The sequence below is a fragment of the Acinetobacter sp. P1(2023) genome, from assembly GCF_028367635.1.
Classification (GTDB): Bacteria; Pseudomonadota; Gammaproteobacteria; order Pseudomonadales; family Moraxellaceae; genus Acinetobacter; species Acinetobacter pittii_E.
In genome coordinates this window covers 190089-212804 of the sequence record NZ_JAQNDD010000001.1, presented here as the reverse complement: position 1 = coordinate 212804, position 22716 = coordinate 190089, and the positions used below count along the sequence as shown (strand labels likewise).

Sequence of the window (22716 nt, the reverse complement as noted above, 5' to 3'; positions counted from 1 at the left end):
TCTCTCTCTCTTTTTTGATTTAATCTAAAACACGCAGTAAAGTTCACTCACATTTATTAATTCAAATGAATTGTTATGAATATTATAAAAGGTACTAATTTTTGGAGATTACTTTCTATCATATTAGGTTTTATTATTTTTCTAGGATTGTATTATTTTTTTATTGTATATCCTAAGGATACAGAGCAAGCCAGAATAAGATTTTCAGAAGAGGTCATGGCTTCTTTTTTTTGGATGGACTTATCTGATGAAGTGGAAATAAACAGTATTATTTTAAAAGAAGGCCTAGAGTTAAATCCAATTAATGATGAGATATATATTAAAGATCTGAATGGATTAAGTTCATTTTACACTTGAAATGGTGACTCTAAAGAAATGAAAGATGTCTTAAATAAATATTCTGAGTATTCATATTTTGGTAATAAGGGCATTCGTGGACTATGTTTAAAGCTTATGTTTGTACAACAATATAATCAAAAAATTCAGCAAGAAAATTATTCTTCACCAAGGTTATCGGCATCAAAAAATATCAATCAACTTTATCTAGAAACTATAACCCCATGGTTAAATGATATGAAGGCTTTTGATGAGTTTTATAAAGCTAAGCACATGATTCCAAATTGTAAGATATAGATATGGCTTCTAAAAATTTTCTTTCTACGCTTGCACTGAAAGGTAAGGAAAACAAAGGAAATATAGTCTTATGCTCTATTCTTTTTATTATTCCTTTATTTGTATTTCCTGCTTATCCAAAAAATGAATGGCAGTACGAGCTATATCAATACATCACACAAATTATGCATGTGACTGTTGGTACGAAAGGGCCATTACCGTTTTTTACGATTCTCTATAGCATTTACATAACCATAGTCATGTTCTTTTTAGGCTGTGCAGTATGCTATTTTTTCATTAAAGAACACGGGATCAACAAAGCTTATCAAGAAGAAATTTATAAATTCTTTTTTAAAGCCGAATTTGAATCTTCAAAAAAATACCCGTGGTTAGAAAAGCCTCTAATTAAAAAGACTTTAGTCTCAAGTACATTTGCTGGTTGTTTTGTCATGGGAATTTTTCACTTTATTGAGGATGATATTACTCAGCACAGACCTAGACGTAAAGGTGGACTTATAGCATTTAGTTATAATTACAGAGTGGGGGTGATGTTCTGGGAAATAGCAGTCAGCTTATTTAGTATTTTCCCGATTTTTTATTTTGGGCTTTTATTCTTATATATCATTAATTATTTTTTCCGCGGATTAGGTACGGGTAAGGTGACTATTCCTATAAAAGTACCAAGCAAAAAACAAAAGCGAAGTAGAAAGGACTGATTTTTTTCTATCAATAAATGTGACAGAATCTAACTTTTTACAACCTGTAAATGCGGCTATCCTAATTGGACTTGAACACCTCCTTTTGAAGTGTTCCTCTTTTAGTTAGATTTTTAGGTATTTAAAAAATGAATAAAATGCACGTAACTTTAGCGGTGATTATTGGTTTGGTTGTGGGTGGAGTAATCGGTGCTCTAGGCTACTCTAAAACTGCTGCACGTTATGACGCAATGACCACAGCATGTGTCATGGTAAACCAAGCAGTTGAACATGGCATCTTGCAACCAGAGCAAGTGAAAGAACTTGGTGAGCTAACAGGCCAAAGCCTTAAAAAAAATTACGAGTCAGTTGCCTCTAAATTTAAATTCTCTGAAAAGCAATTAGGTAACGCCTCTGAAGGATCTCATTGTAGCCAGTTTATTGTTGGGGTAAATGCCGCGCAATAACAATTAAGAAGCCCACAGAGCGTGGGCTTTTTTATAATATTTAGTTAGGGTAGCTACAATATTAACTGAACATATTATCTACAGACTGCTATAATAATGATCACCACAAAATTTAAACTAAGCTTGCCCCAAAGGCAGGCTTTTTATATGTGCAAACAGATCTGCTAGGAAATATGAAACGTTATCTTAAACAAGTTCCAACAACCACTTCTCATTGGACGACAGAGCAAGACTGCTTTTTGATAGAAAATAATTCTCTCTCAATTTACGAACTTACAGTCCATCTCCCTTTTTCCGAAGATGAAATAAGAGTACGTAGAGCTGTTCTTGGTTTAGTCCGACGTGATAAGCAGATGAAAACATATTAATTTTACCAAATGGTAAAAATCAATATGAAAGAAAATATTTCAAAGTATCTCTATTCAAGCGTTTATTTTGTGGAGGAGTTATCAAAACCATAATTTTTTTCGGTGTTTTTTTGGTGCACTTTACATAAAGCTTTAACTACTTACAAACCAAGCTAATAAGGTTACCTTTACTTACATATCTTTAAGCATAATCAAAGTCATAAAACATTCATAGATCAGCACTTTATAACAATAGTACGGAGAGAGGTTAATGCCAAAGTATCTAGCTGTAGCCGAAAAGGTTTATAAAAATATAAAAAAAGATAGCTTATTCACTGATGACATTACTCAGAACCTTAACTGTTTAATTAGTCAGATTCGAAAAGCTATTAAAGGAACAGAGTTTAAGCTCAAATTCAACTATATAGACTTTGAAGAAAACTTAACCAAGCCGTTAAGTGAGTGCAAGGTTCAAATTGATCTGAGTGTTATGCCAAAGTTCGCAAATGAAGGGGAATATCTTCTTTGGTTAGCTGGTTTTATTGAGCGAATCACAGAAGGTGGAAAACCTAAATTACCGCCAATTTCACACTTTTTACCACCAGGTTTTAAGATGTCGAAAGATGCGTTTCCTATGACTGTTACTCCTCCAAAAGAAGAGCATGCAGACATGATTATCAATTATTTTAAATCTGAGGATTTTATTAAAACCAATAAAACTCCTTCATAAAGAATATAGAAGTGAATGTCCACCTTACTTCTATATACTGCTGGTTTTAACTCAGCGACCGCCTTCTGGGGCGGTTTTTTTTGCCTGTAAATAGCTATAACACAATTTATTACTTTCCCTAAAGCTATCTTTAAGTAAATGTTAAATGTATACAAATGTGCACATACTGATTAATTGTTTTTAAATTTCAAAATCTTAGTTATATTTTTTGGTAAAGAAAAATATACATTTTTCACATAAGCTATGTGCCACGTAACGCAATGAAACATTTAGCTGTTCATAATCTTTAAAAAAAGAGAGCATGAACGATATGAATGAAAACGCAGAGCTTATAAAATATATAGACGTTGCTGAGAACGTCTATGAACGTGTTTATGAGAATAATCAAGTTTCAAATAATTTGATTGTTAATCTCAACCGTATTATGGCGGAAATCAAAAAACAGGCTGAAGAAAAAGATCTGAAGTTAAAATATAATTCTATCGACTTTGAATATTGTCTGAGTTTGCCTGTAGCCGATAGAGATATAAAAATTGACCTCAGTTTAATTCCTCATTTTGAATACCGTGACGAATGCATTTTATGGCTAACCAATTTTATTGGGAAAATTAGTGTGCCTAAAAAGATGACGAGGCAGAAATTAAGTTTTCACTAAAAAATTAGAGTTTATAGAGATATATGAGTCATCACTAAAAGACTAACAGTTTTTACGCTTAAACAGTTATGCTTTATTGCAGTTCGACATTTCATAATTAGAAAATGATATAGAGCACTTTAAAATGAAAAAGTTTGCAATAACCTTTGCTGTTTTGGGTCAGTTATCAACCTATGGTTTAGCCAATGATTCTACCGGTTACGTCGGTACAGGTGGGATTCAATATCTCAAAAATTCGCAGATTGCCATGCACAGTGAAGATCTATTTATTAGTAAAAAACTGGTTAAGGTTGACTACGCCTATAAAAATTTAAGCAATAAGGACGTAACAGAAACGATCTTATTTCCGCTACCGCGTATTGATAATTTCTTTGAGTCTGATTTTGCCCATACCGAACATCTTTTAAAAAGTTTTAAGATTGTGGTAGATGGTAAAAATATAAAACCAGAGATGCATGTGCGAACGTTTATTCAAAAAGATGAAAAATCACCTCTGATTGATACCACAGAAGAATTTAAGCAGTGTGGGTTTAGTGAAAAAGATATGTTAAACCCGTGGTTACGTAATAACTATGATTATGAATATTATGTAGATAAGCTAAAACGATGTAATAAGCCACAGATACAGAAAATTTTAGCCAATTTTAAAAAAGATGATGTAATTCCTTGGTCATCTCAAGTGATCTATAGCTGGAAACAAACCTTTAAAGCCAATAGTTTGACTAAAATTCACCATGAATATAAACCTTTGGTGGGTGGTTCTGTTGCTCTCTATCCAGATGAATATAACCAGCAATTTTGTATGGATAAACAATTTAAGCAAGGCTTAAAAAAAGCCAGTGCAGAAAATTCGCCGTTTAGTGCTTTGGGCTATATTTTGACGACGGGTGCAAATTGGGCAAAGCCGATTGAAAACTTTAAGCTCACTATTGAGCGAGATAAAGATGAACTGGTTTCATTTTGTTGGGATGGATCAGTTAAAAAGATTAGCCGAACTCAATTTCAAATGATCAAAACCAAGTTTGTGCCTAAAAAAGATTTGGATATTATTTTTGTGAGAGTGAAATAGGCCAAACTCAAATAAAAATGCATAAATGGGTAGCCTAATCACGCTAACAACTCCCATACTATAAAAGTAGGGAAGTTTTTTAAGACAGGATGACACGTGAATTTAAAGAATCTGGAAGCATTTTATTGGGTTGTGACTTTAAATAGCTTCAATAAGGCTGCGACTAAATTACAAACCACCCAGCCTGCGGTCTCTCAAAAAATCACATCTCTTGAAAATGAATTGGGTTTTAAAGTTTTAGATCGAAACTATCGACAGTTTAAGCCGACTCATAAAGGCTTAACTTTATTTAAGTACGCCGAAAAATTTATGCGCCTAGAAACAGATCTGGTCGCAGAACTAACAGAAAACCAGCACCTGACGGGCACCATTCGTTTGGGAGTTTCCGAAACTATTGTTTATACATGGTTGGTCGAATATATCGAAAAGGTTCAACAAGAGTTCCCAAAAATTTCAGTAGAAATTGTGGTAGACCTTACGCCTAACTTACAAGAAGGCGTTCGGACAGGCGACTTAGACATGGCATTCTTGCTTGGGCCAACTTTAGCTTTTGAATGTATTGAACAGACTTTGTGTGACTTTGAACTAAGCTTCTTGGCATCACCGTCATTTAAAGGCGGAGTTGCTCAAATGTCTTTTAAAACGCTCATGTCACATACCATTTTAACTTATCCAAAAATTACTTATCCCTATAAAGAATTAAAAGCCCGAATGAAAGAACAGGGAATTGATGAACCACTTTCAATTACCAGTTATTCATTGGCAACTCTTTTGCGTTTAGCTGAGCAGGGCTTAGGTATTGCTGTGGTGCCCACCTTGACGGCGTTAAAAGAAATTACCGATGGGCGACTAGAAATATTAAATACGCCTATTCAGTTAAAAACCTTTCATTTCACCTCGATCTATATTCAAGGAAACGATGTGGCTTTGAAAGAAAAATTGACTGATGTGGCGGTTAAGGTCTCGGAAAGTGCTATGAAAAGCCTCAATGAGCAAATAAAAAAATAAGCTGTTTTGTATGTAAAACAATAAAGGCAGCTTATTAACTTCAATAAGTAGAGCTTATCTTGATTTTTTACTAAAGAATAAAATATTTAAAATCAATTACTTGTATTTTTGAATTAAGGTAAAAAGTCTTATTGTCCGTAGGGATTAGCTATGTTTTTATTTTAGCTACAAGATTTGATCACCGATTGTGTTGATTGGGGAACAGGGAATCTTTGTCATTTTAAAGGATTAAAGAATATCGTTTAGGACAAAAATGGTGTTCTTGGTTCAACTTGAAAATAGCGTTGTTAAGCTCAAATGGATGAGGAACGCATTAATATGTCTTTACTGAAATCTTCTTTTTTATCAGATCGCCAATGGGCCATTGTGGCCTCGATCTTTATGATGGCGACCTCTGCAATGGGGCCAGGATTTTTAACCCAAACTGCTGTGTTTACAGTCAAGTTAGGTGCGGCATTTGGCTTTGCCATTTTAGTTTCCATTCTGATTGATTATGTGGTTCAACAAAATATTTGGCGAGTGGTAACACTGACCCAAATGCGTGCATCGGATATTGCCAATAAAGCATTACCGGGTAGTGGATATTTACTGGCGTTTTTGGTGATTTTAGGTGGTTTTTTCTTTAGTGTCGGTAACATTGCAGGTGCAGCTTTAGGCTTAAATGCACTTTTTGGCTTAGACACAAAGTGGGGCGGTATTTTAAGTGGTGCGTTAGCCATTTTGATTTTTGCATCAAGAAAAGCAACGCTTGCCATGGATAAAAGCATGATTGTGTTGGGATTACTTAAAATCCTACTAATTATTATTGTGGCCGTTATTGTAATGCCTCCTGTGGGGCAAGCTGTACATCAAACCTTCGCTCCAGATCAAATCGACTTTGCCATTATTACTACCATTGTCGGCGGTACAGTGGGTGGCTATATCTGCTACGCGGGTGCACACCGTTTACTCGATAAAGGCGCGGTTGGCCCTGAAAATATTGATGAAGTTGCTAGAGCTGCGACCAAGGGTATTGTTGTGGTCGGTATCATGCGCTATGTGCTGTTCTTGGCTTTTCTTGGTGTGGTGGTGAGCGGTGCAACGATTGATTTAGCCAGCCATGACGCCAATCCGGCAGCTCAAGCATTCCAATATGCAGCGGGTACATTTGGCTTTAAATTATTTGGTTTAATTTTCTGGGCAGCAGGGATTAGTAGCACCATTGGCGCAGCATATACTTCAGTGTCATTCTTTACTGCGTTTAAAAAGAACTTAACCCCAAAGCAAACCAACTATACGACCATTACCTTTATTGCATTGGCTTTATTGCTGTATGTGGTATTGGGTGCAACTCCGGCAGGTCTACTCATTTTTGTAGGTGGTTTTAACGGTTTGGTGTTGCCAATTGGTCTTACAATTTTTGTGTATGTTGCTGCATGCCGTAAAGATTTAATGGGTAATTATAACTATCCAAAATGGTTGCTTATTTTGGGTGGATTAACATGTCTGTTGACGTGGTGGATGGGCTATATGTCGTTTACGACAGTGTTTAACTATTTGACCAAGCTCTAAGCCAGACTGCGTGAAGTGATAAAGGAATAATGCCATGTTTGTAGATTTAAATAGTGATTTGGGTGAAAGCTTTGGCTCATGGAAAATGGGTAATGATGATCAGATCTTACCTGTCGTGACCAGTGCCAATATTGCTTGTGGCTTCCATGCTGGCGACCCGCTCGGCATTTTAAAAACGGTTCGTAAAGCTGTTGAGCTGGGTGTGACTATTGGCGCTCACGTGTCTTATCCAGACCTTGTAGGCTTTGGCCGCCGTAATATGGATTTGTCGCGTGACGAACTCATTGCCGATGTGCTTTATCAAATTTCTGCACTCGATGGCTTGGCTAAAGTAGCAGGCTCAAAAGTGCAATACGTTAAACCGCATGGCGCACTTTATAACACCATTGCACATGATCAAGTTCAGGCAGCAGCAGTAATTGACGCAATTAAAATGTATAACCCTGAGCTGGTTTTAGTGGCTTTAGCTGGGTCGAATTTGGTAGAGCAGGCACGTGCCGCTGGTTTAAAAGTTGTGTCAGAAGCATTTGCAGACCGTGCTTATAACAGCGATGGTTCACTGGTATCTCGCCGTCTAGAAGGTGCGGTTTTACACGACTCGGCATTTGTTGCGAGCCGTGTGGTGTCTATGCTTAAAAATGGTGGGGTTGAGTCAATTGACGGTGTATTTACCCCAATTCAAGCCGACACCATTTGCTTACATGGCGACACCGACGGTGCGCTAGAGATGTCGGCAGCCATTAAAGCCGAGCTTGTAAAAAATAATATTGAAATACGCCCGTTTGTAAATAAAGCATAAGGATGAGCACAATGTATAAGGATATTAAAGTCGACCCAGCTCAGCTCGAAGCCGCATTAGATGCACGTTTAAAAATCCGTGCAGGTTTTGATAAACCAACGGCAGGGATGGCGGCTGGCATGACACAGGTCAACATGATTTCGGTGCCAAAAGAGTGGGCATATGACTTTTTACTCTATGCACATCGCAACCCGCAAAGCTGTCCGGTACTTGATGTGCTCGAAGAAGGCATCTATGCAACTAAGCTTGCGGCAGATTCAGACATCCGAACCGACTTTCCACGTTATCGTATTTGGAAAGATGGCGAAATGGTCGATGAAGTGACCGATGCGAGCGAGATTTACAACGCCCATCCTGATTTGGTGACTTTCTTAATTGGCTGTAGTTTTTCGTTTGAAACTGCTTTGCAAGAAGCGGGGATTGAAGTTCGTCATATTCATGACGACACCAATGTGCCGATGTATTTAAGTAATATCAAGTGTGAACCAGCAGGGCGTATTTCAGGAAACATGGTCGTTTCTATGCGGCCCATTCCATCGCATCAAATTAGTGAAGCAGTAAAAATTACCTCACGTATGCCAAGTGTGCATGGCGCACCTGTACATATTGGTCACCCTGAAAGCTTAGGAATTTTGGATGTAAACAAGCCTGACTTTGGTGATGCTTCTCGTATTGAAGCAGGTGAAATTCCAGTGTTTTGGGCATGTGGGGTAACACCGCAAGCAGCTGTTATGAACTCGAAAATTCCTTTTGCGATTAGTCATGCACCGGGTCACATGTTTATTACCGACATTCCTGACCGTGCTTGGATTGGCTAATTGGGCTAAAGAAGAATTAAAAGGATAAGCAAATGCGTTTTTTATCGGTAAACGCCGATTGTTTTCTGATTGAGCTTACGAGCCTTGAAGAAACTTTGGCGTTGTACAATAAATTGCAAAATACGCAATTGAATGGAATTAAAGACTTAGTCCCCGCTGCAAAAACAATTTTGGTTTTTTTTAACGAGATCGAAACTAACTTTAAAACGCTGGTTGCTTCAATTCAAAGGCTCAAAATTGATTCTGGATTTGAGCGTAGCAGCCAAGAAGTGATTGTGCCGATTCGTTACGATGGCGAAGACCTTGCACAGGTTGCAGAACTACAAGGTTTGTCTGTGGCTGATGTAATTAGAAAACATCACCAAAGCGTGTGGAATGTGGCTTTTATTGGTTTTGCGCCGGGCTTTGCTTATATGAGCAGTCCCGATAAGCCTTTTACCGATATTCCACGTTTAACAGTTCCACGTAAAAAAATACCGTCAGGCTCTTTGGGCTTGGCTGGAAAATACTCTGGTATTTACCCAAAAGACAGCCCAGGTGGCTGGCAGCTCATTGGTACTACCTCGGAAAAAATGTGGGATTTAGAGCGGAAAAATCCAGCTTTGCTGTTACCGGGCATGACCGTACATTTTGAAGATGTCACGCATAGTCCAACAACTGTAAATGTACCACAGCAAATCACGCGTACAGTTGAGCCGAAACAATCTGTGCCGTTATTTACGATCACTGCACCAAGTTTACAAATGCTTATTCAAGATGAAGGGCGCTTAAACCAGACCAATATTGGGGTTGGAGTGGCGGGTGCAATGGACTTATCTGCCATGCATAGTGCTAACCGTATCGTGGGTAACCCAACCGACACACCTGTCATTGAAGTTTTAAATGGCGGCCTAAAAGCCAAAATGCAGCATGCAGGTGTTATTGCAGTTGCAGGTGCTATTTCAAACATTCGTGTGAAATTTGCCGACGGGCAAACCGCAGACTTTGCAAGCTATCAACCGATTGATTTGGATGAACGCGATGAATTTCAAATTCAGCCACCGACGGCAGGCTTAAGAAACTATTTGGCAGTTCGTGGCGGTATAGACGTTGAGCCAGTACTCAATAGTGCTTCGTTTGACAGCTTGGCTGTGTTAGGCCCAGAACCATTAAAGCTTGGAGATACTATTTATCAAGGGCAGGTCAAAGCAGCCAACATTAGCGTAAATGAAGTGGGCAAAAGTGACTTGCCGCAAGCTGGCGAAGTCGTTGAGCTAGATATTGTGATGGGGCCACGCACAGACTGGTTTGAACAAGACAGTATTGAACTACTGTGTCAGCAAGAATGGCTCGTGACCAATGAAAGCAACCGAGTTGGGCTAAGACTTTCAGGTGAGCAGCCTTTGACCCGCAAAATAACCCATGAACTGGAAAGTGAAGGCACATGCATTGGTGCTTTACAGATTCCACCGAGTGGGCAGCCAGTTTTGTTTATGAATGATCACCCTTTAACGGGCGGATATCCGGTCATTGCTTCTATTGCTAAACACCATTGGGACTTGGTGGCACAGATTCCGGCAGGTTGCCGTATCAAATTTAAAAAAATTGCCGAATTTACAGATTTTGAGAATGAATGATGAATACAGAAAAATTATTGATTGCTAACCGTGGTGAAATTGCCGTTCGTATTATTCATGCTTGCCGTGATATGGGCATTGCTTCGGTCGCGTTATATGCAGATGACGACATTGGCAGCATGCACGTCGAACTTGCTGATGAAGCATGGGGCTTGGCGGGAGCAACTGCCAGCGAAACCTATTTAAATATTCCAGCGATTATCGAAGTTGCAAAAAAGTCGAAAGCCACTATGGTGCATCCAGGTTATGGCTTTTTATCTGAGCGTGCCGAATTTGCTCAAGCTGTGATTGATGCGGGCTTAAAATGGGTCGGGCCATCACCAAGTGCCATTGAAAAACTAGGTGATAAAATCGAAGCACGTAAAATTGCTGCTTCGGTTGGTGCACCGTTAGTTCAAGGTACGCAAGATCCACTCAATAATGCAGATGAAGCTTTAGAGTTTGCTAAACAGTTTGGTTTGCCGATTGCCATTAAAGCGGCGTTTGGTGGCGGTGGCCGCGGCTTAAAAGTCGCGTGGAAACTCGAAGAAGTCAAAGAGCTTTATGAGTCGGCAGTACGAGAGGCAAAAGCTGCTTTTGGTCGTGGTGAATGTTTTGTCGAGCAATATTTAGATAAACCGCGCCATGTAGAAGCGCAAGTGATTGCCGATCAGCACGGAAACATTGTAGTACTGGGTACACGTGATTGCTCGTTACAACGCCGTAACCAAAAGTTAGTCGAAGAAGCTCCAGCGCCTTTTATTAGCGATGAGATTTACCAGCAAATTTTAACCTCGGCAAAAAACATTTGTCAGACCGCAAACTATGTGGGTGCGGGTACAGTTGAATATTTACTGAGTCGTGATGACAAGCTTTCATTCTTAGAAGTAAATACCCGTTTGCAAGTTGAACACCCAGTGACCGAAGAAACCTCAAAAGTTGATTTGGTGGTTGAGCAAATTCGCGTAGCACAAGGTGAAGTGCTTTCTATTAAGGAAACACCAAAAGCACAAGGACATGCAATTGAGTTTCGTATTAATGCTGAAGATCCAGCACGTGGTTTTATTCCAGCCTTTGGTGTGTTGAGTTTATTTGAAGCGCCGTTTGGTCATGGAGTACGGGTTGATACAGGTGTTCGGACTGGCTCTTTAGTGTCTAGTCATTTTGATTCACTGATGGCAAAACTGATTGTGACTGGTCCAACCCGTGAAGTTGCAATTGCCCGCGCCAAACGTGCATTAAAGCAATTTAAAATTGAAGGTGTGGCATCTGTTCTAGATTTTCACCGCGCGGTACTCAACGAACCAGACTTTACTGATGAATTTAATGTCCATACACGCTGGATCGAAAACGATTTTAAACAAGAGTTAAAGCCAACTAAACGAGGCATTCCAAATCATCAACAACCGATGTTGCTGAGCTACATTGAAATTGATGGCAAGTTACACCGTTTAGGTTTACCTGCGGGCATGTTTGCACAAGGCCCAGCCACCGCAGTTCAGGCACAAACTGCCGAGCCAGAAGTGAGTGCCGAGCATTTACTTGCTCCAATTAATGGTGTGATTAGCGCTTGGAAAGTTGAAAATGGTGAGCAAGTGACAGAAGGGCAAGTGGTTGCCATTATGGAAGCTATGAAAATGGAAGTGCAGGTACTGGCGCATCGCAGTGGTGTTATTCAGATTAGTGCAGAGAAAGGCGCGACCTGTCATGCAGAAACTGTGATTGCTAGCATTAATTGAGATTTAAATAAGAGATTTGGCCTAATTGAGCGCGACTTTAATGTGGTCAAATCTAATACTTATTGATTAACTGAGTTAACGCTTTTCATCATACGCGTTAACCATTTTCAACTTGAAAAATAGCGCCAATTATGAGATATTTGTCACAGTTTGGTGTTACCAAAAATTAATCACTGTATTGAAAGCTCGCATATGCGGGCTTTAATTTTTAGCCCAGTTTAAGCATTTCTCACTTAATGAGCTGGCAGCATAAAAATAATTTGAGAATTTGGCATCCACTCAAAGGCGAATTGAAGAAAGCGAATGAAAATTCTACCTTCATCTGAATATGATCAAATTCTAAAATACAGCGTCTATTGGCTCGTCATCTCAATTGTGATTGGAGTCGTAGCAGGGCTAGCCTCGACCTTAATTTTCGTTGCCTTCGATATTTCAAACAAAGTCCGAAGTCTGCATCACTGGCTCATCTACTTTTTGCCTTTTGTGGGTTTTGGTATTGGTTACCTCATTAAAAAATATGGATCGCCGATTGAACGGGGAACTCATTTACTGATTGATGAAATTCACCAGCCGAAGTCGTTTATTCCAAAACGAATGAGTCCTATCATTTTTATCACCTCAATTTTAACGCAGTTGTTTGGTGGTTCAGCAGGACGTGAGGCGCCAGCAGTTCAGCTTTCGGGTGCTTTAATTGACCATTTGAGCCATATATTAAAAATCTCGGAAGATAACCGAAAAATTTGTTTAATCGCCAGTATTGGTGCTGGTTTTGCAGGTGTGTTTGGCTTGCCTTTGGCGGGCGCGATCTATGGTTTAGAAATTACAGCTTTAGGTAATTTAAGATATTCAGCTATTTTTCCATGTTTTGTGTCGGCGTTGATTGCTTCGACCATTCCTGAACTATTCGATATTGTTCATCCACATATCTTTTATGTGATTAGTGAGTTTCCAGCGATTCATTTTGGCACACTCATGAGTTTAATTGTGGCGGGACTAATTTTTGGTTTAGCTGCACGTTTCTTTATTGCCGCCATTCATTTTGCAAGTGACATCTTTTATAAATATGTGCGTTATTTGCCTTTAAGAACCATGGTCGGTGGTATTGTCATTATGCTACTTACTTTATTCACCGCACATCAGCAATATAACGGTTTGGGTACAGATAAAATCATTTCATCTTTTTATGTGCCGATTGAGTTCTACGACTTTTTTAACAAGACCGTTTTTACCGCCATCACTTTAGGTTCAGGTTTTAAAGGTGGTGAAATTACGCCACTCTTTTATGTGGGTGCGACATTAGGTAATGCTTTAGGGGCGGTTTTAAACCTACCAATTTCATTGCTTGCAGGCCTAGGGTTGGTAAGCCTTTTTTCAGGCGCGAGTAAGGCGCCGTTGACGTCTATTATTTTAGCCATTGAGCTATTTGGAATGAATGTTGCCACTTATGCCATTATTACTTGTTTGTTGGCAGCGTTATTTTCTGGAAATTGCGGGTTGTATCGCCGTAAAAAGTTGATGGATTAGTGCGGAATTTATAACAAAAGACCTGATTGGATTTTTCTTCAATCAGGTTATCTTTTATTTTTTATAAATGATTTGATTTTACAAAAACTTTTCTAAAATCATACCATGGACTGCAATTACGCCATTTTAATTGAATGTATTCTATTCCCATATTGTGAGTAAGATCCACTATATTCTGTATATCTGTTTCTGAACAGCTCGCTCCGAAAACGATACCTTGTAGAGAATGTTCATATGGAAATAAGATTTGCTTATTTTTATATCCTTGAAGAATTAACCTATACTCATTTTCATTTTTCCAATCTTCTAATTTTTCAAAAAAAAGCCTATTTTTATAAGTTTCTGCATGGGCCAAAGCATAGTCTTCTAAACCCAATTTTTCTAAATAGTCAACATTGACAATATAAGTAGAATCCCTTTCCCCAATAAAACGATCTATATATTTTACATCTTGTGCAAAATATGTATAACTATTAAAAGTTGCAATGAATGATTTTTCTAAAAGTTTTTTATCAAAGATTAAACATATTCCCGTATGGTTTGCTGCATATTGTGCCCACATCCTTGAATGACCATATCCTCTTTTAGTTATGTCTTGAATATGATCACCTGTTAATTCCTTGTCTTTGGTGAAACAAAGCATATAAGTCGAAGACTTAATAATAAAATCAACCTTTGATGAGGTGTCAAATAGATCATATTTATCCAAATCAGCATTTTCATTGGTACCTAATTCAAAAAGCCAATTTTTTGATTCCTTTGGATCATTTGTGTTAAGCATACTCCCTAGTTGTAAGTTTTTGTTTTTTAAGATGTAATCTATCGCAGTGGATGCTTTGGTATAATGGTATAAATATATGTCAGATTCATCTTCAAAAATTAACATTAAATTCCCTCAATATCTAAAATTTGTATGTCTAAAATGTTCTAGTTAGATAAAACTATTTTATGAAGAACTTCTATAAAATTAATATTTTTATATATCATATAAAGAAAAGAATAAATAATCATGTTTATTATTTGCAATATTTCATAATCAAAACCGTAATAGCTTTTTATTTCCCAACTGCTCGAACTTAATACAAACTATATTTGCTGTGCTTGACGCCAACAAGTGCGAATACTATCCTTTGTGTGCTGGCCTACATCGCCAGTCGGCTTTGACAGGCTGCTATCATCTAGAACATCAAAAAAGTAATTTTTTGGTGTTGAACTCGCTCGTCCCCCTTTGTAGCGGTAGGACGGAGGTGGGACGCCTTGTGCGTGCTGGTTCCTAGATGACTGGTCTGTCAACCCGCCTTCGTTCTGCCACCATAATCATTTGACAGTGATTGGGTAGAACTTCTATTTCATCTAGGAGTCCGCTATGCGTACTAATTCTTCTCATTTATTGGCCTACGCCAAAATCTCTCTATTTATACCGTTTGAACAGTCTATAAATTGGTTTAATCGACTCTAAGTTTTCTATAACCTTAGATCATTACGACTCAAAAATCATAGCAACAATAAACCTGAGATAGGCAAGCACATCTTTATTGTGCGGCTTTTGCATGCCTGTTTTTAGCACTCATTTTAAGAGTGACGGCATTTCTATCTTTTTTAGATACAACAAAAAATTATTTTAAGCGGTATATACGAACAATTTAGAACCTTCGTTTAGAGCACTACGAGTGCTGCACACGGCAAAAGATTTATTTACTCAAGATGGGTTTAACACGGTGGGGGTTGACCGAATTATTGCTGAGGCCAAAATTCCCAAAGCGACTTTCTATAACATCTTTCATTCAAAAGCACGACTCATCGAGATGTGTTTAACCTTTCAAACGGATGCGCTCAAAGTAAAAGTCCTTTCAATTATCAATTCATACAGCGAACTTATGGTGTTCGATAAACTCAAGCAAATTTACTTTTTACATGCCAATTTAGAAGGGTTTTACCGTTTACCATTTAAAGCAATTTTTGAAATTGAAAAGTGTTATGCAACGGCTTATCGGGTGGTTGTTGATTATAGAAACTGGTTTATCAATGAGATTTATAAGCTACTTCTTACTGTCAAAACTACCGCCTCAATAAAAGATGCGCACATGTTTCTATTTGCAATTGATGGGGCAATGGTTCAGCTGTTAAGTGCCAATAGCGTAGATGAACGGGATAAATTACTAGATTACTTTTTATTTATGCTATCTGAGCATTCAACTTAAACCTTAAAAAAAAAGCCCGTAACAGGGCTTTTTCTTTTAGATGTGACGACTAAAACTTAAGTTTTTTAAGTCCACGGCTCACGCCATTTTCTAAAGCTTTTTTGATAATAAGACCAAGGAAGGGCACACGGCCTTTAAAGCTAATGGTGTAATCTAAACGACTTCGATTATTTCCCAAGTCAGTAAATTTCATGACACCACGGTGAGCTTTAATTGGGCTAATGCCGCTCGTGATTGCATATTCGATCAGTTCATTTTCTTTATAGACTAAATTTGTTTCAACAAATGAAGGTGTAAACGGAATAGACATCTTGCGTGCAGAGCCAACACCATTACGAGCGTCTTTTCCGTTGCTAATACGAGTCACTTTAGCAGGGGCAAAAAGCTTACTTAGGTTTTCGTGTTCACTTAAGGTTGCAAAGACCTTATCTACGGGTGCATCAAATTCTTGTACGATGTTGATTTTTTGAGTTTTAAACATCTTATTTCCTCTAGAAATTATTTTGACATTGGTGATTGTCAGAATTTGGATGCTAGCACGCTTTGTGTAATGGCGGAATTCTAATTCGTCGGAGTTATGGTAACTCTAAAAAAATTCATTTAGGTAAATCCATTATATTTTCTGTCCTTTTCTTTATCTTTTTGGATTGTAGACACATTGTATTATTTGGGAAATGGAGAATTATACAAATTGTAGACATCTTGCATAGCAGGTAGGAACCGAGCTCAGGCTTAAGGATGGAGTGGTGAAGATGGATAAGAAAATACGTTTAGCCGAAACATTAAAACGCCGCATTATTAGTATGGAATTGGCGCCGGGCGCTATTGTAGATGAAATATCCTTGAGTGAAGAATTTGGAATTTCCAGATCACCCGTTCGTGAACTCATCCGCCAAATGGCCGCCGAAGGTTACCTTGAGCTTGAAGCAAATCGTGCTGCTCGTGTTTCTTCGATGAGCCATCAATCATTACGTAATTTCTTTTTAGCTGCACCATTGGTTTATATCGCTACGACACAATTGGCAGCAATTAATGCTAGTTCAATTGATATTAAGCAGTTAAAAGAAATCCAGATGCAATTTCGTAAAGCCATTGATGAAAATGATTTGGAAGGCCGTGTTTACTATAATAACCAGTTTCATTTGGAAATAGGAAAGATTTCCCAAAACGCATATCTCATGCCGAGTTTAGAGCGTTTGCTGATTGATCATGCTCGTTTGGGCAAGATTTTCTATCGCCAACCGACTTCAACAGATATGCAAGAAGATCTTGATACAGCGGTTATTCAACATGACCAGATTATTGATGCCATAGAGCGTCACAACGCAGGTGAAGCCGGTGAGCTAATCCGCGTGCACATGGATTTATCTCGCCGTCGAATGACTGAATATGTTGTTCCGGAAGGTATTAATGTTCCACTGACTTATTAATTAAAGGCAAAAACCTTTTACAAATAATACTTTCACTTACAGGAAAAGTAGGTGAGTGGACAATATAAATGGAGTTTTTGAAATGACTAAAGTTACAGCCTTACCTGCCGATGACCAGCGATGTGCATGGTATCACTTGAGCCCAAAACGAATGGTTAAACCAAGCCATAGAGGTAAAAGTACAGCGCGCTGGGCAGTCATTGGTGCAGGGTATACGGGCTTGGCGGCAGCACGTCAATTGGCACTTAATTTTCCGAATGATGAAGTCATCTTGATTGAAGCTCAAGAAGTTGGTTTTGGTACGGCTGGTCGAAATGCGGGTTTTGCAATTGATCTTCCACATGATATTGGTGCCGAAGACTATATCGGTGATATCGACATTGCCAAAACAACATTGAAGTTAAATTTGTTGGGTCAGTCTATTTTGCATGACTTGGTAAAAAAACACGCAATCGATTGTCACATGCGTCCAAGCGGTAAATATCAAGGTGCGGTAGAAGACCGTGGTATTAAGGTTTTGGAAGCTTATCAACGTGGCTTAGATAAACTTGGGCAAGAGTACCAAGTCATTCATGGTTCAGAATTACCGAGTCATATTGGAACATCATTTTATAAAAAAGCACTGTTCACACCAGGAACAATGCTGCTTCAACCATCAGCGTTAGTCAAAGGTTTAGCAGACAGTTTACCGTCGAATGTGACCCTATATGAAAATACAGCAATCACTGAAGTTGAATACGGCGATAAAGTTGTATTGAAGCACGACCTTGGTCAAATCACTGCGGATAAGTTGATTTTGGCAAACAATGCTTTTGGGCAACGTTTTGGTTTTTCACAGTTAAAACGCACCATGTTGCCAGTCTTTTTATATGCAAGTATGACTCGTCCCTTAACACCAAGTGAGCAAGCTGAATTAGGCGGTAAGGATTTCTGGGGTGTGATTCCATCAGACCCGTTTGGTAGTACCGTTCGCCGTACCCACGACAACCGTATTTTAATGCGCAACAGTTTTAGTTTTAACCCAAATGGAAAACCGAAACCGCATTGTCTAGAGCGTTTTATTTATAAACATCAGCGTTCGTTTGATAACCGTTTTCCAATGTTGCCAGACGTTAACTTTGAATATACATGGAGTGGTTCACTCGCATTATCGCAAAACCATAAAGGCTTTTTTGGTCAGCTTGCTCCAAATGTTTATGGTGCATTGTGTTGTAACGGTCTGGGAATTACCCGCGGAACAGTCACAGGTACGTTGTTAGCTGACTGGATTGCAGGCCAGCGTAGTGACTTGATTGATTTTCTTTTAGAAACCTCAGGTCCAAATAAAGTTCCACCTGAGCCATTCTTATCCATTGGTGTCAATGCAACCTTGTGGTGGGGGCAAAAAAAAGCAGGATTGGAAGAGTGATGTAAGTGGCATTAGGCTTATAGGTTTTTTATCAGATTAATTAGGTAAACAGCTTTAAACAGCGAAGGTAGCGAAATTGAATTTTCAGTTTCGCAGGGGCTATTCAACCTTAAATTTCTTAAATGTGTAGGAAACACATCCACTTCGGTGGACGAGTATTGGAGATAAAAATGGCAACGAATCATATGTCAATTGATGATGTGCCCGTAAATGGATTTCATCAGTTATTGAGTATTCGTACAGGTGGTGGTTGGCTACTGGATGGCTATGTTCTAAGTATTATCGGCGTTGCATTAATGCAGGCCGCTGCGCAATTACAGTTATCCAATTTTTGGCAAGGCATGATTGCGGCATCCGCTCTGTTCGGCATGTTTCTTGGCGGCTTTCTAGGTGGTTGGCTAAGTGACTTGATAGGGCGCAAGAAACTGTATTTCATTGCCCCAACTTTATTTGTTTTATGTTCTGTAGCTCAGCTTTGGGCTGATTCCGGATGGGTATTATTTTTATGTCGTTTCATGATCGGGATCGCAGTCGGTTTTGAATATGCCGCAGGCGGGTCATTACTGACTGAATTTCTACCGACCAAAGCACGTGGCCCTCGTTTAGCAATGCTTACAATCATGTGGTTTTTTGGTGCGATGCTAGCTTATCTCTTCGGCAATATGATTTTAAAGATGGATCTTACAGAAGCTTGGCGTTGGGTATTTGCGAGTCCTGCCGTGATTGGTCTGATTTTAATTTTAATCCGAATAGGTACACCAGAATCACCACGCTGGCTCATTAGTAAAGGTCGTAATGCTGAAGCGGAAGCCATTATTAAACAAGTATACGGACCATCTTTTTCACTTGCTAATGTGCCTGTTCAGAAAGAAGTTAAAAATTTATCTCTTAGTCAAATCTTGGCTTCGGGCTATGGCAAACGCGTATTTTTCTGCTCGATGTTTTGGATGTGTGCCGTGATTCCGGTATTTGCAGTGTATTCCTTTGCACCTCGTGTTTTAGATGCAATGAATCTCAAAGGCTCATGGGCTGAATATGGTTCAGTGGCAATTACTTTAATGTTCGTGGTGGGCTGTGCCATTGCAACCAAACTGATCAATGTGATGGGTCGTCGTAAATTAATCATTCACAGTTTCTTATGGTCAGGTTTGGCATTGCTAGGTCTGGGTGCATTTGCTGATGGTTCACAAATGCTGGTCTTGGTTTTGTTCTGTGCATACGCCGTATTAATTGGTGGGGCACAAGTCTTGGAATTGGTTTATCCAAATGAACTCTTTCCAACAGAAATGCGTGCGATTGGCGTGGGTATGGCAACTTCATTTTCTCGAATCGGCGCAGCGGTGGGTACATGGCTGGTTCCGATGTCATTAGACACGATTGGTATTGGCAACACGATGTTTGTAGCAGCAGGCGTCACCCTACTTGGATTGATTGTTTCGATTATGACGGCACCAGAAACCAAAGGGTTGAGTTTGGAACAAGCAACTTCTTTGAAAAATTAACAATGGATCGAGTTGCCATGATCCCAAGTTCTCAAATTGATGATGGCAACTCTCAACACACTTTAAAACGGAGAAAATATCATGACATTTTTTGAAGGCATTTATACACCAGCAATCACACCTTTAGCTGCTGACGGTTCAATTGATAAAGCTGCTTTTGCAGAAGTTTTAGAATATTTAATTGATGCAAAAGTACACGGGATTATTGTGGCTGCAACAACTGGTGAATATTACGCACATACTGCCGAAGAACGTTATGACCTTGCTAAATATGCGAAAGATGTTATTGGTTCACGTACTTCATTGATGGTGGGTACAGGCGCAATTCGTACCGAAGATTCAGTTGAATATGCAAAAGTGGCTAAAGAAATTAAAGCCGATAGTATTTTAGTGACTATTCCGCCTTATGCATTGCCAACTGAAAAAGAAGTTGCAGCTCATGCTTTAACAATTGATAAAGCAGCAGGCTTACCAATCATGTTCTATAACTATCCTGCTCGTATGGGCGTAAGCATGGGTAAAGAGTTTTTTGACACTGTATTTGCCGAATCAAAGAACTTTGTCGGTATTAAAGAAAGTTCTGGCGATATGAACCAGTTACATATGCTGGCGCGTAACTATCCATTTTTTGAAATTTCTTGCGGTTGGGATGATCAGGCACTTGAGTTCTTTGCATGGGGCGCACGTAGTTGGGTTTGTGCAGGTTCAAACTTTGTACCTCGTGAACACATTGCCTTATATGAAGCTTGTGTGATTGAGAAAGACTTCGACAAAGGCCGCCGCATTATGGCTGCAATGATGCCATTAATGGATTTCCTCGAAACTGGTCATTTCATTCAGTGCATTAAATATGGCTGTGAACTGAATGGCCTAAAAGCAGGCAGTGTTCGTGCGCCGTTACAAGATATGGATGCAGAAAAGAAACAAGCTTTCAAAGTGATTGTAGAAGAGCTTAAACGTGAAGTTGCAGACATTACAGGAGGTGTTTAATGTCTGAGCTTCTGACTGCATCGGAATATGCAACGATTGCCCAAAACTTATCGTTTCAGACTTTAGCCTTTATTGATGGTCAGTTTCAGGCATCTGTTTCAGGCAAAACGTTTAAAACGACCAACCCTGCAACAGGTGAATTACTTGCAGAAATTACTGCATGTAACAGCCAAGATGTGGACCTTGCGGTTGCTAAAGCTAAAGCTGCATTTGAGGATGGTCGCTGGCATCGTTTGTCTCCGAATGAACGTAAACACGTTTTACTTAAATTTGCCGATCTTCTAGAGAAAAATACAGTTGAACTGGCTGTTATGGAAAGTCTAGACAGTGGTAAGCCAGTCAGTGAATGCCAGTTAACTGATGTGCCAGAAATGATTCATACCATTCGTTGGCATGCGGAACTGATCGACAAGATTTATGACAATACAGCACCTGTAGGTTCAGATACTTTGTCGCTTGTGGTGCGCGAAGCGATTGGTGTAGTTGGGCTTGTTTTACCTTGGAATTTCCCATTGCTGATGCTGGCTTGGAAAATTGCGCCGTCTTTAGCGGCAGGCTGTTCGGTGGTGATTAAACCCGCTAAGGAAACGACTTTAACTGCGCTGCGTGTTGCTGAGTTGGCTGCCGAGGCTGGCATTCCAGCTGGTGTATTCAATATTCTACCGGGTGGTGGACGTGAAGTCGGTGAGCCACTAGGTAGACATATGGATGTCACTATGGTGAGTTTTACTGGCTCAACTGAAACAGGCCGTCTATTTTTACAATATGCTGCCGAATCGAATCTAAAACGTGTTGTTCTTGAGTGTGGTGGGAAAAACCCTGCTGTTGTGATGAATGATGTCGACGATTTAGATCAAGTTGCACAGCATATCGTGAATGGCGCTTTTTGGAACATGGGCGAAAACTGTTCTGCATCTTCACGTTTAATTGTTCATTCTGATGTTAAAGATGAACTATTAGGTTTAATCGGTGTTCACCTAAATGACTGGAAAATAGGTAACCCACTTGATCCGAACAATAAACTAGGTTCAATGGTCAGCAAATCACACTACGAAAAAGTGAAGTCTTATATCGATCAGGCAAAAGCTGAAAAACAAAGCATCGTTTTTGGTGGCAACACAGAACAAGATATTTTTGTTCAGCCTACCGTAGTAGATGGTATTAAGGCGACAGATACCTTGTTTAAAGAAGAGGTGTTTGGTCCAATTTTGTCGGTGACCACATTTAATACAATTGATGAAGCCATCGCACTTGCCAATGATTCAGTTTATGGCCTTGCAGGTTCGGTCTATACCAGTAACTTACGCAATGCGATCAAGCTTTCACGTGCTATTCGTGCTGGGGTAGTGACCGTGAACTGTTTTGGTGAAGGTGACATTACGACACCATTTGGCGGCTATAAAGAGTCTGGTTTTGGTGGCCGAGATAAATCGATTTGGGCACATGACCAATACACAGAATTAAAGACCATCTGGATTGATGTGTCTGAGTCTTAAAACTTCTGTAACCCTTGGTTCTTAGGAGCCAAGGGAGTTTAAAAAAAACACGTTAACTTTTAATTCGAAAACAAAAAAGT

Annotated in this window: 23 protein-coding genes; 21 read left to right on the top strand and 2 right to left on the bottom strand. The window is 39.2% G+C overall.

Annotated features, from left to right (window positions below; all coding sequences use genetic code 11):
- Positions 1 to 75: 75 nt before the first annotated feature.
- The 15 genes from POD11_RS00940 (at position 76) to POD11_RS00870 (ending at position 13609) form a co-directional block, all read left to right on the top strand.
- Complete coding sequence (locus POD11_RS00940) at positions 76 to 357, top strand: hypothetical protein (RefSeq protein ID WP_262456002.1); 282 nt, start codon at positions 76 to 78, stop codon at positions 355 to 357.
- 18 nt (positions 358 to 375) lie between these two features.
- Positions 376 to 633, top strand: coding sequence for a hypothetical protein (locus POD11_RS00935; protein ID WP_262456001.1), 258 nt, complete (start codon positions 376 to 378; stop codon positions 631 to 633).
- Positions 634 to 635: 2 nt separating this feature from the next.
- Positions 636 to 1328 (top strand): hypothetical protein, encoded by a 693-nt coding sequence (locus tag POD11_RS00930; protein WP_262456000.1) that lies wholly within the window; start codon positions 636 to 638, stop codon positions 1326 to 1328.
- Between the two features lie 128 nt (positions 1329 to 1456).
- Positions 1457 to 1774: a hypothetical protein gene (locus POD11_RS00925; RefSeq protein ID WP_262455999.1), complete on the top strand. Its 318-nt coding sequence runs from the start codon at positions 1457 to 1459 to the stop codon at positions 1772 to 1774.
- Positions 1775 to 1947: 173 nt separating this feature from the next.
- Positions 1948 to 2142 (top strand): hypothetical protein, encoded by a 195-nt coding sequence (locus POD11_RS00920; protein ID WP_224992585.1) that lies wholly within the window; start codon positions 1948 to 1950, stop codon positions 2140 to 2142.
- Between the two features lie 250 nt (positions 2143 to 2392).
- Entirely contained in the window at positions 2393 to 2851 is a 459-nt protein-coding gene (locus tag POD11_RS00915; protein ID WP_239969097.1) for a hypothetical protein, read from the top strand.
- 310 nt (positions 2852 to 3161) lie between these two features.
- Positions 3162 to 3506 (top strand): hypothetical protein, encoded by a 345-nt coding sequence (locus POD11_RS00910; protein ID WP_032055899.1) that lies wholly within the window; start codon positions 3162 to 3164, stop codon positions 3504 to 3506.
- A gap of 124 nt (positions 3507 to 3630) precedes the next feature.
- The gene (locus tag POD11_RS00905; RefSeq protein ID WP_262455998.1) at positions 3631 to 4575 is read left to right on the top strand and encodes a DUF4424 domain-containing protein; all 945 of its coding nucleotides are present in this window, start codon (positions 3631 to 3633) and stop codon (positions 4573 to 4575) included.
- 96 nt (positions 4576 to 4671) lie between these two features.
- Positions 4672 to 5583: a LysR family transcriptional regulator MumR gene (gene mumR, locus POD11_RS00900; protein WP_262455997.1), complete on the top strand. Its 912-nt coding sequence runs from the start codon at positions 4672 to 4674 to the stop codon at positions 5581 to 5583.
- A 297-nt stretch (positions 5584 to 5880) separates the two neighbouring features.
- Positions 5881 to 7134 (top strand): NRAMP family divalent metal transporter, encoded by a 1254-nt coding sequence (locus tag POD11_RS00895; protein ID WP_224992589.1) that lies wholly within the window; start codon positions 5881 to 5883, stop codon positions 7132 to 7134.
- A gap of 34 nt (positions 7135 to 7168) precedes the next feature.
- Positions 7169 to 7933, top strand: coding sequence for a LamB/YcsF family protein (locus POD11_RS00890; RefSeq protein WP_000496076.1), 765 nt, complete (start codon positions 7169 to 7171; stop codon positions 7931 to 7933).
- Between the two features lie 2 nt (positions 7934 to 7935).
- Positions 7936 to 8751, top strand: a complete 816-nt coding sequence (locus tag POD11_RS00885; RefSeq protein WP_262455994.1) for a putative hydro-lyase — start codon at positions 7936 to 7938, stop codon at positions 8749 to 8751.
- A gap of 32 nt (positions 8752 to 8783) precedes the next feature.
- A complete protein-coding gene (locus tag POD11_RS00880) occupies positions 8784 to 10367 on the top strand; it encodes an urea amidolyase family protein (protein ID WP_262455993.1) in 1584 nt (527 codons plus the stop codon).
- Positions 10367 to 12085 (top strand): acetyl/propionyl/methylcrotonyl-CoA carboxylase subunit alpha, encoded by a 1719-nt coding sequence (locus POD11_RS00875; RefSeq protein WP_262456279.1) that lies wholly within the window; start codon positions 10367 to 10369, stop codon positions 12083 to 12085. Before POD11_RS00880 ends, POD11_RS00875 begins: the two co-directional genes overlap by 1 nt.
- A 303-nt stretch (positions 12086 to 12388) precedes the next feature.
- Positions 12389 to 13609, top strand: coding sequence for a chloride channel protein (locus POD11_RS00870; protein WP_262455992.1), 1221 nt, complete (start codon positions 12389 to 12391; stop codon positions 13607 to 13609).
- 61 nt (positions 13610 to 13670) lie between these two features.
- Here the strand turns inward: POD11_RS00870 and POD11_RS00865 are convergent, their stop codons facing one another.
- On the bottom strand, positions 13671 to 14495 hold the full coding sequence (locus tag POD11_RS00865) for a DUF2971 domain-containing protein (RefSeq protein WP_262455991.1): 825 nt from the start codon (positions 14493 to 14495) through the stop codon (positions 13671 to 13673).
- Positions 14496 to 15279: 784 nt separating this feature from the next.
- Between POD11_RS00865 and POD11_RS00860 the strand changes: the two genes are divergently transcribed.
- Complete coding sequence (locus tag POD11_RS00860) at positions 15280 to 15810, top strand: TetR/AcrR family transcriptional regulator (RefSeq protein WP_262455989.1); 531 nt, start codon at positions 15280 to 15282, stop codon at positions 15808 to 15810.
- Between the two features lie 49 nt (positions 15811 to 15859).
- On the opposite strand, the gene POD11_RS00855 is transcribed toward POD11_RS00860, so the two are convergent.
- Positions 15860 to 16291, bottom strand: coding sequence for an SRPBCC family protein (locus POD11_RS00855; protein ID WP_262455988.1), 432 nt, complete (start codon positions 16289 to 16291; stop codon positions 15860 to 15862).
- Between the two features lie 271 nt (positions 16292 to 16562).
- On the opposite strand from POD11_RS00855, the gene POD11_RS00850 reads away from it, so the two are divergent.
- From POD11_RS00850 to POD11_RS00830, 5 genes are all read left to right on the top strand, one after another.
- Positions 16563 to 17240: a GntR family transcriptional regulator gene (locus POD11_RS00850; RefSeq protein WP_262455987.1), complete on the top strand. Its 678-nt coding sequence runs from the start codon at positions 16563 to 16565 to the stop codon at positions 17238 to 17240.
- A gap of 82 nt (positions 17241 to 17322) precedes the next feature.
- Positions 17323 to 18648 (top strand): NAD(P)/FAD-dependent oxidoreductase, encoded by a 1326-nt coding sequence (locus POD11_RS00845; protein WP_262455986.1) that lies wholly within the window; start codon positions 17323 to 17325, stop codon positions 18646 to 18648.
- Positions 18649 to 18818: 170 nt separating this feature from the next.
- Positions 18819 to 20150, top strand: a complete 1332-nt coding sequence (locus POD11_RS00840; protein ID WP_262455985.1) for an MFS transporter — start codon at positions 18819 to 18821, stop codon at positions 20148 to 20150.
- Positions 20151 to 20231: 81 nt separating this feature from the next.
- Positions 20232 to 21140, top strand: coding sequence for a dihydrodipicolinate synthase family protein (locus POD11_RS00835; protein ID WP_262455984.1), 909 nt, complete (start codon positions 20232 to 20234; stop codon positions 21138 to 21140).
- On the top strand, positions 21140 to 22636 hold the full coding sequence (locus POD11_RS00830; RefSeq protein WP_262455983.1) for an aldehyde dehydrogenase: 1497 nt from the start codon (positions 21140 to 21142) through the stop codon (positions 22634 to 22636). Before POD11_RS00835 ends, POD11_RS00830 begins: the two co-directional genes overlap by 1 nt.
- Positions 22637 to 22716: the final 80 nt, after the last annotated feature.

Excerpts from the sequence above, each read along its gene's own strand:
- POD11_RS00940 (WP_262456002.1), top strand. The coding sequence starts at position 76 with ATGAATATTATAAAAGGTACTAATTTTTGGAGATTACTTTCTATCATA.
- POD11_RS00935 (WP_262456001.1), top strand. The coding sequence starts at position 376 with ATGAAAGATGTCTTAAATAAATATTCTGAGTATTCATATTTTGGTAAT.
- POD11_RS00930 (WP_262456000.1), top strand. The coding sequence starts at position 636 with ATGGCTTCTAAAAATTTTCTTTCTACGCTTGCACTGAAAGGTAAGGAA.
- POD11_RS00925 (WP_262455999.1), top strand. The coding sequence starts at position 1,457 with ATGAATAAAATGCACGTAACTTTAGCGGTGATTATTGGTTTGGTTGTG.
- POD11_RS00920 (WP_224992585.1), top strand. The coding sequence starts at position 1,948 with ATGAAACGTTATCTTAAACAAGTTCCAACAACCACTTCTCATTGGACG.
- POD11_RS00915 (WP_239969097.1), top strand. The coding sequence starts at position 2,393 with ATGCCAAAGTATCTAGCTGTAGCCGAAAAGGTTTATAAAAATATAAAA.
- POD11_RS00910 (WP_032055899.1), top strand. The coding sequence starts at position 3,162 with ATGAATGAAAACGCAGAGCTTATAAAATATATAGACGTTGCTGAGAAC.
- POD11_RS00905 (WP_262455998.1), top strand. The coding sequence starts at position 3,631 with ATGAAAAAGTTTGCAATAACCTTTGCTGTTTTGGGTCAGTTATCAACC.
- POD11_RS00895 (WP_224992589.1), top strand. The coding sequence starts at position 5,881 with ATGGATGAGGAACGCATTAATATGTCTTTACTGAAATCTTCTTTTTTA.
- POD11_RS00890 (WP_000496076.1), top strand. The coding sequence starts at position 7,169 with ATGTTTGTAGATTTAAATAGTGATTTGGGTGAAAGCTTTGGCTCATGG.
- POD11_RS00885 (WP_262455994.1), top strand. The coding sequence starts at position 7,936 with ATGAGCACAATGTATAAGGATATTAAAGTCGACCCAGCTCAGCTCGAA.
- POD11_RS00880 (WP_262455993.1), top strand. The coding sequence starts at position 8,784 with ATGCGTTTTTTATCGGTAAACGCCGATTGTTTTCTGATTGAGCTTACG.
- POD11_RS00875 (WP_262456279.1), top strand. The coding sequence starts at position 10,367 with ATGAATACAGAAAAATTATTGATTGCTAACCGTGGTGAAATTGCCGTT.
- POD11_RS00870 (WP_262455992.1), top strand. The coding sequence starts at position 12,389 with ATGAAAATTCTACCTTCATCTGAATATGATCAAATTCTAAAATACAGC.
- POD11_RS00865 (WP_262455991.1), bottom strand. The coding sequence starts at position 14,495 with ATGTTAATTTTTGAAGATGAATCTGACATATATTTATACCATTATACC.
- POD11_RS00855 (WP_262455988.1), bottom strand. The coding sequence starts at position 16,291 with ATGTTTAAAACTCAAAAAATCAACATCGTACAAGAATTTGATGCACCC.
- POD11_RS00850 (WP_262455987.1), top strand. The coding sequence starts at position 16,563 with ATGGATAAGAAAATACGTTTAGCCGAAACATTAAAACGCCGCATTATT.
- POD11_RS00845 (WP_262455986.1), top strand. The coding sequence starts at position 17,323 with ATGACTAAAGTTACAGCCTTACCTGCCGATGACCAGCGATGTGCATGG.
- POD11_RS00840 (WP_262455985.1), top strand. The coding sequence starts at position 18,819 with ATGGCAACGAATCATATGTCAATTGATGATGTGCCCGTAAATGGATTT.
- POD11_RS00835 (WP_262455984.1), top strand. The coding sequence starts at position 20,232 with ATGACATTTTTTGAAGGCATTTATACACCAGCAATCACACCTTTAGCT.
- POD11_RS00830 (WP_262455983.1), top strand. The coding sequence starts at position 21,140 with ATGTCTGAGCTTCTGACTGCATCGGAATATGCAACGATTGCCCAAAAC.